Source organism: Nonlabens spongiae (assembly GCF_002117125.1).
Classification (GTDB): domain Bacteria; phylum Bacteroidota; class Bacteroidia; order Flavobacteriales; family Flavobacteriaceae; genus Nonlabens; species Nonlabens spongiae.
Window position 1 is genome coordinate 1,232,068 of record NZ_CP019344.1, and the last position, 12,091, is coordinate 1,244,158.

Here is a 12,091-nt window from a genome sequence, read left to right on the forward strand (position 1 = left end):
AAGCCTGGCGTAGAGTGCTGAAATTACGCCCTTCGAGTGCCTCAGGGCTCGGGTCAGAAACGCAACCGAGGGCTGAGGCTCCCGAAGCCCTGCGTAGAGTGCTGAAATCACACCCTTCGAGTACATCAGGGCTCGAGTCAGGAACGCAACTGAGGGCTGAGGGCGCAGCGGCTCGAAGCCTGACTTTGAAAACTGAGGGCTTGGGTGAATCTTGAGCAATATTAAAAGCTCAAGAAGCCTGACATTAAAATTGAGTATTGAATGAAAAGAAAAAATATATCCAACATAAAAGCTGATTACGCATTCTCAAAACAAGAGGTCAAGTCAAGTAAGTTTGAGACTTCAGAGGGAATTCATATCAAGAAGAAGTACACTCAAGAAGATGTACAAGATTTGGAACACCTTGATTTTGCAGCAGGAATAGCACCTAATTTGCGTGGCCCTTATTCGACCATGTATGTTCGTCGCCCTTGGACGGTACGTCAATACGCTGGTTTTTCAAGTGCAACGGAATCCAATGCATTTTATAAACGTAATCTAGCGGCAGGTCAAAAAGGCCTTTCGGTTGCATTTGATTTAGCCACACACAGAGGTTATGACAGTGATCACGAGCGCGTAGTGGGTGATGTAGGTAAAGCTGGTGTGGCAATAGACAGTGTGGAGGACATGAAGATTTTATTTGACTCCATCCCGCTGGATAAGATGTCGGTTTCCATGACCATGAATGGGGCGGTTTTACCAATTATGGCTTTTTACATCGTCGCGGCACAAGAGCAAGGAGTGGATACTCAGGCGTTAAGCGGTACCATTCAAAATGACATCCTCAAGGAATTTATGGTGCGCAATACGTATATCTATCCGCCGCAGCCTAGCATGAGGATCATCTCTGATATTTTTGAATACACGAGCAAGAATATGCCGCGATTCAACTCCATCTCCATATCGGGTTACCACATGTATGAAGCTGGTGCTACCAGTGATATCGAGCTCGCCTACACGCTTGCAGACGGTCTGGAGTATGTACGAAAAGGGCTCGCAGCAGGCATGGATATCGATACCTTTGCTCCTCGCCTCTCCTTTTTCTGGGCGATCGGTATGAACCATTTTATGGAGATTGCTAAGATGCGTGCAGCGCGCATGCTTTGGGCAAAAATGATCAAACAGTTTAATCCAAAAAATCCAAAATCACTCGCTCTAAGAACTCATTGTCAGACTTCTGGATGGTCACTAACCGAGCAAGACCCGTTCAATAATGTGGCCCGCACGGCAATTGAGGCATCGGCGGCGGCGTTTGGTGGGACGCAAAGTCTGCACACAAATGCCTTGGATGAAGCCATCGCGTTGCCGACTGACTTTTCGGCGCGTATTGCGAGAAACACACAATTGTTTCTGCAAGAAGAAACGGGCATTACAAAAACTGTTGATCCCTGGGCTGGAAGTTATTACGTCGAGAGTCTGACCGATCAAATCGCTTACAAAGCATGGGGATTAATTGAAGAGGTAGAAGAACTCGGCGGTATGACCAAAGCCATTGAAGCAGGAATTCCTAAAATGCGTATTGAGGAGGCCGCTGCCAAAAAGCAGGCCCGCATCGATTCTGGCGTGGACACGATTATAGGCGTGAATAAATACCCGAGTCCCGATGAGGATCTGATCGATACTCTAGAAGTTGACAACGCTGCGGTGCGTGAAGAACAGATTCAGCGTCTTAAGGAAATCAAGAATACCCGAGATAATGATAAGGTGAAAACCGCTTTAGAAAATCTCACCCGAGCTGCTCAAAATAAAGATCAAAATTTGCTTGAGCTAGCCGTGATTGCTGCTAAAGAACGTGCTACATTAGGCGAGATTTCAGATGCGTTGGAAAAAGAATTCGGGCGTTATCGAGCCGAGATCAAGAGCGTTCAAGGCGTTTATAAAAAGGAGATTATGGATGATTCCGCTTTCGCGAAAGCGCAACAACTAGCCGACAATTTTGCTAAAGGAGAAGGCCGCAGACCACGCATCATGATCGCAAAAATGGGTCAGGACGGGCATGACCGAGGCGCCAAAGTCGTCGCCACAGGCTATGCCGATGTGGGATTTGATGTAGACATAGGCCCTTTATTCCAGACGCCGAAAGAAGCCGCAAAACAAGCCGTGGAAAATGACGTGCACGTGCTGGGAATATCCTCACTGGCGGCGGGACACAAGACGCTGGTGCCACAAGTAATGGCAGAATTGAAAAATTACGGTCGCGAGGACATAATGATCATCGTAGGCGGTGTCATACCTAGAAAAGACTATGAATTCTTGTTCAACGAGGGCGTTGCTGCCGTTTTTGGACCTGGTACGAAGATCAGTGAGGCTGCGATTGATATTTTGACTTTATTGGGTGCTGAGAATTAATTTGTTTTAAAAAAGTGGTTTAGATTAATTTTTTGTCATGATGCTACCATGCCTTGTCGTGGGCAAGTCTAGTCAATTTCGTCGGAATGTTCTCAAAAGCTGCAAAGCGGCCGTTGGAAAGCGAGAACAGTACACTCTTTTTAAAACGCCTCTGCGATACTCAAATAAAGGTTATTAGTACCCTGACCGAATCCCCAGTCCAACCTTAAGTTTAGGTTTTCTGACTTATCGAGCATCCATCTCAGTCCCACGCCGTAGTTAGGCTTGATGGTTTCAAATTGCGCCTGGTCAATATTGCGATACACGTCACCAGCTCCAAGAAAAGCCACGGCGCCCCAGCGACTGTCACCAAAACGTTTTCTGTATTCAACCTGAGCGGCAAGAAGGTCTCTGTCTATGAATCGCCCCTCTTGATAACCCCTCATGATCTCACTACTTCCGAAAAAGGAGTATTCAGAAAGCGGCTGGTCACCTCTCACTGCGCGACCTACAAATTGAAAAGCAAGAACATCATGATTTCTGGGTGATAGATCTAGATAGTGGCGCAGATCTACACGGGTTAGATTGAATTTATTTGTTCCTCCCAAAGCTTCAAAATACTCTCCATGGGTAAATTCAAGATACCAACCCTCAGATGCGTTTAGAATGATATCGCGACTATCATAAAGTGCAGCAACCTCTGCTCCTGCTGATGTCGAACCGTCAAAACCATCTACAGCGTCAGTTTCTACCGCGCCTCCCTCTACTGTATCGACACCATAAATAGTATTATATCGCACACCAGCCCCTATAAAGAGGTAGCGGGTGAACATTTGTTTCAAGAAGATGGGTTCAAATAAAAATTGGGTGTAATCGTATCGCTCTTCACGACTATCAGGTGTATTGTTCCCTATCCCATAATATTTTAAAGGATAATTCTGAAACAGGATGTTCCCTTCAATAACCCATTTCTCTTGATTAGTAAAAATCTCAAATCCAGAATAGAGAAAAAACTGACTGTTAAGTGTATATTGAGCGGTAATGGGCATGTTTGAGACACGAGTCTCTTCACCGCTACCATTAAATTTAAATAGGTATTTTGCTCCTACTCCTAGACCAAAATTAGTTTCAGGTGAATAGCTCACAACGGGCGCGGCAATGAATTTTTGTAAATAGATGGTAGAGTCGCGTTCTGCCGCTTTTAGGTTGGGGTAAAAAGTAAAAAACTCTTTGAGGTCTTTTATGAATTTACTGTCCTCTTCCTGCTCCTGAGCTTGCCCATTAAAAGGCAAAACTATAAATATTATTAAGACGAGCAGACGAAGTGAAATGGTTTGATTTCTCAATCTTGAATATTTTGGTGCAAAATAGTTTAAGCCCTACAAGCTCAATGGTACTTTATGAAACTTTTTAAAAAGTCTTGATAGAAATTAGAGCCTATTAGCACCAAGCAATCTAAAAACACAGCAATTTCTTAAAAAAATCTAAACAGCCAGAACTTATGGATTTAGTGAAGTATTATTGAAAATTAGGCAGTAATTCAATCGCTGGTTTGCTTATGAAAAAATACTTTTTACTCTTTCTCGTCATTGCGTTATGCAGTCACGATATGTTCTTAAAATTTGACGACTATTTTCTAAATGCTGATTCTCAAGCCACGCTACAGCTTTTTAATGGAACCTTTGATAAAAGTGATAACGTCATAGATCGTGACCGTATGCTGGACGCATCTATGGTTGCTCACGGTCGAAGAATAGTAATTGATTCCAGTCAATGGTACGATAAGGAGACCACAACCTTTCTTGATTTCAAAACTGGCGATCCAGGAACCTATGTTTTAGGCGTAAGTACCGCACCGCGCAACATTGAAATGACAGCTGATAAATTCAATGATTATCTAGAACACGATGGAGTTGTGGATATGTTGCTTTCGCGAAAGCGTAACAATCAACTGGATCAAGATGTTAATGAGAAGTATTCCAAACATGTAAAAACTATTTTTCAGGTAGGCGATCAACTTACCAACGATTGGAAAACGGAACTGGGTTATCCCATAGAATTTGTACCTCTTGAAAATCCTTATGATCTGCATGCGGGACATGAGATGCGTGTAAAACTGCTACTTAGCGGTGAGCCACTGGCAAATCAGTTGGTTCTAATCGGTCATGAGGTAATGGATAAAACCCATACACACGACGGTTCCACACACTCGCATGAAGATGCAGAACAAGGGCATACTCATGAGGGCCAGCTCGAGTTGCGCACAGATTCTAACGGTATACTGAACTTTGACATTACAGAATCTGGGGTATGGCACTTGAGAACCATTCACATGACTGAAGTAGAAGATGTGGAACTTACACACGAGTCCAACTGGGCTACACTAACCTTCCAGATAGGTGATGGTCATGAGCATGATGACGACTCGCACTCTCATGATGATGCTCACTCTCATGAACCTGAGTTTCCTACCACGCTTTTTTTAATTATCAGTCTGCTGGTTGTTTTAGGACTATTCCTGTTTTTCAAGTTCAAAAAGTAAGATGAGACCAGTTCCAAGAATTTTTTTTATTCTAATCATATTGATATTACCATCACTTTCATGGGCGCATGATGTGACCAGTGCAGATCAGGAAATCCTGAATAATGGAGATTTATGGGCTTACATCTATGTAGGTGCGACACACATGCTCACAGGTTATGATCATTTATTGTTTCTGGCAGGTGTTATTTTCTTCTTGAAAGATTTCTGGGACATTCTGAAATTCATTACAGCATTTACTCTGGGACACTGCATTACCCTGATCGCGGCAACATATTTAGGCTTTTCGGTAAATGAGTATTTTATTGATGCCTTCATCGCACTGAGCGTTTTTTATAAAGGATTTGAAAATCTCAAAGGTTTTAAACGCATTTTCAAATCAAAAGCTCCCAATTTGTTATTTATGGTTTTCGGTTTTGGATTGATTCATGGTTTGGGGCTCTCGGCACGATTACAGTCCTTTGAGATGGGGCAGGATCAATTTCTACTGAAGATTTTGAGTTTCAACCTGGGAGTAGAATTAGGTCAGGTACTTGCCTTGATCCCGATCATCTTCTTGATACGTTTCTGGCAGAAGTTTAATTCTTACAAAGCGTTTTATAAAGCCGCTAATGTTTATTTAATGCTCGCTGGAGTGGCGCTATTTATATGGCAGGTTTACTTGGCTATTAGCTCCTAAATTTTGGTTCTTGATTCTTGGTTGGATCTTGGCTCTTGATTCTTGGTTCTTAATTCATGGTTCTTGGATCTTGAATCTTGGATCTTGAATCTTGAATCTTGGATCTTGAATTAGAAACTTTTGATGTTACCGACTCAAAATGCATCTGTTTTTAGTTAAAATCGGAAGATCCTAGAACTTTTTTGACAGGATGTCTTTTAGCATCTTGTTATCTAAACTCACATCAGCGTACATCTGTTTGAGTTTTTTGTTTTCTTCTGCAAACTCTTTAAGACGTTTTAGCTCTTGACGATCCATTCCACCGTACTTCTTTAGCCAGTAGTAAAATGTACTCTTGTCAATACCTAGTTCTCTGGACAGATCACCTACCGATCTACCTTGTACATTTTCTTTGAACACCTTGATGATCTGGCTCTTCGTAAACTTGCTTTTCTTCACAATGACAGTTGTTGTTTAAAATTAGAATATTCTAATTATCTACTGCCCTATTTTTAGGAAGCCAACGTTTTTGAGGAAGGCTATAAATTAGTTTACACAAACCATGGCCATAATTATGATATCGGTTCAGGCGGTGGGAATAGGTTTCAAATCCAGAAATTAGAGCTTTCTCTGTTAGTTGATATCAAGGGGCCTATCAGACTGCTAGTAGGCCTGTCCATTCAGTATGACGTTAATACCAATTTTGATATTGATTTTTTTGAAGAAGCAAAAGTTGACGGATTCGGCACCAATGGACGGGTGGGTCTAGGCGTTAAACTGAAAATGAACGGTGTAGATATGAGATATGAATTTAGTTTATCAAATTCAAACGTCGCTTATAAAACTCGGGTTATTGGCGATATGATTAATAGAATAGACTTTGATCTAACACCTAGTCAGTTAATTCTTTCAGTTGCGTATAGGTTTGAAATTTGATGATAGATTGCAAATACTACTCCCCTATCCCATGTTGTTTTAAAAACTCGTTCAATTCTTTGAAATTGGGATTTTTTAGGAATTGTTCTCCATACTTAACCGTTGGAAATTTGAGCTTACCATCATAAAGCGCGCGCACGCGATCAGCTGCGGCTTCATCTTTTTCCACATTAAAATCTTTAAAAATGATCCATTTGGACTGCATATAATTGCGCAGGGCAGATGATTTTGTGCACCAGTCCGTACCGTAAAGTTCAAGTTGTGGCATCGCTGTTTTTGTATAGGAATTTGACGAGAGCGGGCTGGATTTTTTCTGCATTGCTTACGATAAATGGAGTGAGCGACATTAAGATGATCGATACTGCAAGAAATATCTGGTAGTTCTCCTGGCTGATCAGGTCGTACTGCAGTCCACTTTGAGCGAGCACAAAGCTAAATTCACCGATTTGAGCGATGGAAAAACCAACTGCAATTGCCGTTTTCCATGAAAGTTTCATAAACCGCACTGCGATGAGTCCTGCCGCTGCTTTCACCACAAAAGTGAAGATGGCCCAGAACAAAATATACCCGAAATCTGTCAAGAAGATACGGAAGTCCAGCAGCATGCCCATCGAGATAAAAAAGAAACTCATAAAAACATACCGGAACGGCAAAAAGCACGAAATCGCCATGTGGCTGTAACTCGTTTCAGAAATAATCAGTCCAGCAATAAATGCACCGAGTGCTAGTGACAATCCTAGTTGCTCTGTCAAGAGCGCTATTCCCGTCACGATAAAAACCGTGGCAATAAGAAACACTTCCTGACTCTGGATCTTCATCACGGTCTTTAAGAAAAATGGGATCACATAGCGCGCCAAAACGTAGGCAATACCTCCCATCAAAACCAATTTCCCCAGCAGCAAGCCTAGCGCAATTAGTGGATCATCACCAGCACCCGCAAGAATGGGTGTGAACAGCATAAACGGTACGATCATAATATCCTGAAACAATAACACGGCGAGGATGAACTTGCCGTGCGCCGTAGCGATCTTGTTGCGGTCCTGGAGCACCTTGATGACTATGGCCGTGCTACTCAGGGCATACAAAAATCCCCAGAAAACGCTTTCTTCCACCGTGGGACGCATAAGCACAAAAATGAGGAGGGCAGTCAGAATGATCGTGATAAAGACCTGCGCGCTACCACCACCCAAAACATATTTTTTTATCTTTTTAAGGTTTTCAAAACTGAATTCTAGTCCTACCGTAAACAATAGGAGGATAATTCCTATCTCTGCGTAGACATCCACCTCACTCATGTCGGCAAAATAGTCGCTGGTATTGGGACTCAACAAGATTCCCGTAATCAGGTAGCCTATCACGTATTGGATCCTAAGCAGCTTACAAATGATAATCACCGCAGTCGCGACACCAAATATTGCGCAGATATTAATAAGAATATGATGCTGCATATTTTAGGTTTTGGGAGTTTGCAGCACATCGTGCCATTCGGTTTTACGTTGCATAAGGGCTCGTGCAAAAGGGCATTGCGGAATTATCTTTACCTCGTTGCGTCTTGCGAGATCCACGATCAGTTCCAGCAGGCGCAGTCCCAGCATGGGATTAGTATTGTTATCGGCAATGATCGTATGTTCAATCACGATATTTTCCCTCTCGTCGAGCACGTAGGTCATCGTACCCATGCGCTCTCGAGATTCCTTGGCCAGTGCGTACCCCTTTTTTTCCTGTTCCCGCAGTAAAATTTGCATAAAGAAGGTTTCGGTGGGGTAAATCTAGTAAAAACAGCATCTATGTGCCTAGAATTGATTGGACAAGTTCAGAGCAGGTTCTTAGGAGAATTGCTCATAGAGTTTACGCTTTCGCGAAAGCGGAATACCAAAACATATCTTATAAAGGAAAAAACCTAGACTACATATATCTATACCTTGATCACATATCAATGAACCTCAACGAACAACTGAAATTTTGCAGCAATTTAAAACTGGAACTACGACTTTGAAGAGGACTTGTTTACTCTTTAACTAATGCCTAATTAGAGTTTGAAAACAGCTTTCCCCATTTCCAACAGGATGTGAATGCCGGCGCCGGGAAACGCGATAGAGAATTAATGAGCGAGCGCATGAAGAAAGGCAGTGACACCTCAGTCCCCACTTGGCGTATCTTATAAAACGTCGTGATCGTGATCTTTGCGGCGGTGTGAATAGGTGGCAGACTTGTTAAACATGCAAAAGAGGAAAAAAGGCAAGAAGAGCAGATGGAATATATCAATAAGATAATCCGCCAACAAACGGCAGAATCAAAAACAAGAGCGAAAGAAATGAATAGTCTTTCCAAAAACGAGATCAGGAGTTTAGGGGGTCAACATCCAGATTTCTTTAAAATTTTATTTCTGATTAAGCGTCTATTGAAATCACTGTTGGTTTATACAGCTTTCCCTCATTTCAGATTGAAGAATCTGCTCCTGGTTGCCTAAGCCAACAATTTTTAAGTGACTTCTGAGAAATATGAAACTCAATCGGCAGTAAACCCTGCGCAGAGCTGGCAAAGCCGTCAATATGGCTCACATAGTAACTTCCCGTTATTGCCTTTTTCAGGAGCTAGAATTTTGAACCTTGATGACCAGAGTAATGATGGAAACAAGAGTTTTAATTTCACCTATCCGTTCATGTCCTTCCAGCGTCATCGTCATACAGAAGTTATTAAGAGCGGTGATTATACCTACTTTGTAACCATCAGCGCCAGACGGGACGATTACAGGAAACTGGAAAAGTATTTAAATTACTATTTGAAGAAAAGGGAGTGAAGGCACCGGACATAAATTCTAAAAACCTCAAGATTTATGACAGCTTGAGGTTTCTAGTTTGTTTTGAGAATTTTACTTTCCAACAATGTGCAACTCATTGAAGTTTTTATCTACATACATGGTTTGTGAAGCAATGTCATAACGCAATTCATCCAGATCCATCTTCACGTTATCAACCTCGACAAAATCAATTTCAAAAGGCAAGCCGATGAAATTAAATCGTACTGTTTCATACTCGGTAATGAACTTACCATCTTTGAATTGAGAGATTACGATCTCTTTCTCTTTACCTTTAAAAGAGAGGTTGCGTAAACTGTACCTACCTTTTTTATAATCGTAACCATCGTTTGCATCTTCATAGATGATGCTTTTTTCTGATCCAAGCTTGAAATAGGTGTCCAGCGTCAAAAACTCGATGTTTTTCTCTCCTACATACTGCTGCACAGGGTATCGAGGAATAATGGAACCGGATTTCACAAACAGTGGAATCTCATCGATATCAGCATCTACCCATTCCTCTCGACCGCCGTTTACAATTTTACGTGTCCAGTAGTTATACCACTCCCCTCTCGGGATGTACATCCTACGACCTTTGGCATTAGGTTCTTGAACTGGACAGACAAGGATCTTATCACCAAATAAGAACTCGTCGTTGCGGTAATGAGTTTGTGAATCTTCCTGATCATAAACAAATAGAGATTTGAGCATCGGGATGCCCTCCTCTGCATATTGCCAGAACATGGTATATAGATAGGGCAGCAGTTTGTATCGCAATTCTACAAACTTGCGGGTAATGTTTGTGACATTTTCATCAAAGGTCCAAGGCTCTTGATCGCCGTGGTCACCGCTAGAATGCACTCTACAAAATGGATGAAAAACGCCTAGAGCTATCCATCTAGCAAAAAGCTCACCCGTAGGCTGCTCTGCAAAACCGCCTATGTCTGAGCCGGCAAAACCCATCCCAGAAAGAGACATGCGCTGTGCTTGGATATTGGCAATACTTAAGTGTTCCCAAGTTGCCACATTATCGCCAAACCAGCTAGAGGTATAACGTTGTGTCCCTGAATATGCTGATCTTGTGATAACAAACGGCCTTTTGGGATAGATGTATTTTTTTACACCTTCATAGGTTGCGCGCGCCATTTGAGCTCCATAAATGTTGTGGGCTTTTCTATGCGAGCAGGGATGCCCATCAAAATCATGGCGCACATCATCTGGAAAAGTCTTGTTAGGCACTTCCATCACCGCTGGCTCGTTCATATCGTTCCATATTCCGGAGAGCTTATTATCTGCAATAAGACCTTTGAAAAGTCCAGCCCACCACTCGCGTACCTCAGGATTTGTATAATCTGGGAAGTAGCACTGTCCCGGCCATACCTTGCCTTTCATAAAAGGACCATCTGCACGTTTACAGAAATAGTCTTTTTCCATGGCCTCTTTATAGACACTATATTCTGGATCTACTTTGATACCTGGATCGATGATCGCAATGGTTTTAAACCCATCCGCTTTTAGGTCGGCAATCATTTGAGTGGGATTGGGAAACTTCTCGTTATCCCAAGTAAAACACCTAAATCCATCCATATAATCAATATCCAGATAGATCGCATCGCAGGGAATTTGCAACTCGCGGAATTTGGCTGCAATCTCCTTCACATTACTTTCTGGATAATACGACCATTTACACTGGTGGTAGCCCAGCGCCCAAAGCGGTGGCATCTCAGGTTTACCGGTAAGCTCTGTATAAGCACTTACCACACTTTCAACCTGTGGACCATAAATAAAATAATAATCCATATTACCTCCATGAGCCCAGAAACTCGTTACATGATGGCGCTCTTGTGCAAAGTCAAAAAAGCTGCGGAATGTATTGTCAAAGAAGATACCGTAAGCCACCTTGTTTTGAAGACCTATATAAAACGGAATGTTTTTATAAAGTGGATCAGTATGTTTTCCAAAAGCATATTGATCGGTTCCCCAAAGCTCAAAGCGCTTGGCACGCATATTATTATCGGCTGGTTTATCGCCTAGACCATAATAGCTCTCTCCCGGTTGAGCTTTTTTAGACATTTTAACCACCTCGCCTCCATTCTCGTAACTTTCTTCAAAATGAAAACCGAGTTCATCCTCGCAAATAATTTTTCCATTTAGGTCAAATATGCGAGATCTTAAATCAGATTTATTGATCTTACAAACCACTTTTGACGTTGTGATCTGGTAAAAGGAATGGTGTTCTTCAACTTCAAGTTTGTTGTAACCACGGTTAGTATCTTCATCTACAGCATAAGAAAAATCGGGCATCATGGTCCCGCCAGTCCCGTAAGTAAATCGTAAAACGCTGTCTCTAAAGACCTGTAATCGCAAGATCACACCATTATCTGAATGAAAATGAATGGTATCTACCACATGATCATATCCCGTCACCTTCCCTGGGAACTGATTTCCCGACCTACTTACTTCTGTATTGGTAATCATAAAACAATGAATTTCTTATAGTTAGCAACTTTATGCTGCCCTTATAAAGCTCGCGTAAAGTAAAAAAAATCAGATCAAATCCTAGAAACTGGTGCGATTACTTACGCTAGCGTTATCGTAGGTTTTAATCTGATTTTAAAAAGGAATAGCTGGTTGGAAAGTTTGTGGGTGGTTACGCTTTCGCGAAAGCGGAAACGTTAAAAATCTTACCTATCAGAAACAAATTATTTAATTGGATACTCATCAAAAATGGCGTTAACTAATTGTGTCATGGTTTGAGTGGTGCCACTATCGTAAATACTGGTGTTGCTTA

General features: G+C 42.0%; 10 protein-coding genes. 4 read left to right on the forward strand and 6 right to left on the reverse strand.

Annotated elements, in window-relative coordinates:
* Window positions 1-261: 261 nt before the first annotated feature.
* Window positions 262-2,388, forward strand: a complete 2,127-nt coding sequence (gene scpA, locus BST97_RS05665; protein ID WP_085766317.1) for a methylmalonyl-CoA mutase — start codon at window positions 262-264, stop codon at window positions 2,386-2,388.
* 140 nt (window positions 2,389-2,528) lie between these two features.
* Here the strand turns inward: scpA and BST97_RS05670 are convergent, their stop codons facing one another.
* Window positions 2,529-3,713, reverse strand: coding sequence for a BamA/TamA family outer membrane protein (locus BST97_RS05670; protein ID WP_317043464.1), 1,185 nt, complete (start codon window positions 3,711-3,713; stop codon window positions 2,529-2,531).
* A gap of 212 nt (window positions 3,714-3,925) precedes the next feature.
* Here BST97_RS05670 and BST97_RS05675 point away from each other — a divergent pair, with 212 nt between their 5' ends.
* Window positions 3,926-4,909, forward strand: coding sequence for a DUF4198 domain-containing protein (locus tag BST97_RS05675; RefSeq protein ID WP_085766318.1), 984 nt, complete (start codon window positions 3,926-3,928; stop codon window positions 4,907-4,909).
* Window position 4,910: 1 nt separating this feature from the next.
* Window positions 4,911-5,588 carry a HupE/UreJ family protein gene (locus BST97_RS05680; RefSeq protein WP_085766319.1) on the forward strand — a complete coding sequence of 226 codons (678 nt, stop codon included), beginning with the start codon at window positions 4,911-4,913 and terminating at the stop codon, window positions 5,586-5,588.
* Between the two features lie 171 nt (window positions 5,589-5,759).
* Here BST97_RS05680 and BST97_RS05685 read toward each other — a convergent pair whose 3' ends face one another.
* From BST97_RS05685 to BST97_RS05700, 4 genes are all read right to left on the reverse strand, one after another.
* Window positions 5,760-6,026, reverse strand: a complete 267-nt coding sequence (locus BST97_RS05685) for a transposase (protein ID WP_169711533.1) — start codon at window positions 6,024-6,026, stop codon at window positions 5,760-5,762.
* A 493-nt stretch (window positions 6,027-6,519) separates the two neighbouring features.
* Window positions 6,520-6,771: a glutaredoxin family protein gene (locus tag BST97_RS05690; protein WP_169711534.1), complete on the reverse strand. Its 252-nt coding sequence runs from the start codon at window positions 6,769-6,771 to the stop codon at window positions 6,520-6,522.
* Window positions 6,758-7,951 carry a cation:proton antiporter gene (locus tag BST97_RS05695; RefSeq protein ID WP_085766322.1) on the reverse strand — a complete coding sequence of 398 codons (1,194 nt, stop codon included), beginning with the start codon at window positions 7,949-7,951 and terminating at the stop codon, window positions 6,758-6,760. The genes BST97_RS05690 and BST97_RS05695 overlap by 14 nt, the downstream gene beginning before the upstream one ends.
* A 3-nt stretch (window positions 7,952-7,954) precedes the next feature.
* A complete protein-coding gene (locus tag BST97_RS05700) occupies window positions 7,955-8,248 on the reverse strand; it encodes an N-acetyltransferase (protein WP_085766323.1) in 294 nt (97 codons plus the stop codon).
* Between the two features lie 740 nt (window positions 8,249-8,988).
* Between BST97_RS05700 and BST97_RS05705 the strand changes: the two genes are divergently transcribed.
* The gene (locus BST97_RS05705) at window positions 8,989-9,303 is read left to right on the forward strand and encodes a hypothetical protein (protein WP_085766324.1); all 315 of its coding nucleotides are present in this window, start codon (window positions 8,989-8,991) and stop codon (window positions 9,301-9,303) included.
* Window positions 9,304-9,375: 72 nt separating this feature from the next.
* Here the strand turns inward: BST97_RS05705 and BST97_RS05710 are convergent, their stop codons facing one another.
* The gene (locus BST97_RS05710) at window positions 9,376-11,778 is read right to left on the reverse strand and encodes a glycoside hydrolase family 31 protein (protein WP_085766325.1); all 2,403 of its coding nucleotides are present in this window, start codon (window positions 11,776-11,778) and stop codon (window positions 9,376-9,378) included.
* Between the last annotated feature and the right edge of the window lie 313 nt (window positions 11,779-12,091).

Excerpts from the sequence above, each read along its gene's own strand:
- BST97_RS05690 (WP_169711534.1), bottom strand. The coding sequence starts at position 6,771 with ATGCCACAACTTGAACTTTACGGTACGGACTGGTGCACAAAATCATCT.
- BST97_RS05710 (WP_085766325.1), bottom strand. The coding sequence starts at position 11,778 with ATGATTACCAATACAGAAGTAAGTAGGTCGGGAAATCAGTTCCCAGGG.
- BST97_RS05695 (WP_085766322.1), bottom strand. The coding sequence starts at position 7,951 with ATGCAGCATCATATTCTTATTAATATCTGCGCAATATTTGGTGTCGCG.
- BST97_RS05680 (WP_085766319.1), top strand. The coding sequence starts at position 4,911 with ATGAGACCAGTTCCAAGAATTTTTTTTATTCTAATCATATTGATATTA.
- BST97_RS05700 (WP_085766323.1), bottom strand. The coding sequence starts at position 8,248 with ATGCAAATTTTACTGCGGGAACAGGAAAAAAAGGGGTACGCACTGGCC.
- BST97_RS05675 (WP_085766318.1), top strand. The coding sequence starts at position 3,926 with ATGAAAAAATACTTTTTACTCTTTCTCGTCATTGCGTTATGCAGTCAC.
- scpA (WP_085766317.1), top strand. The coding sequence starts at position 262 with ATGAAAAGAAAAAATATATCCAACATAAAAGCTGATTACGCATTCTCA.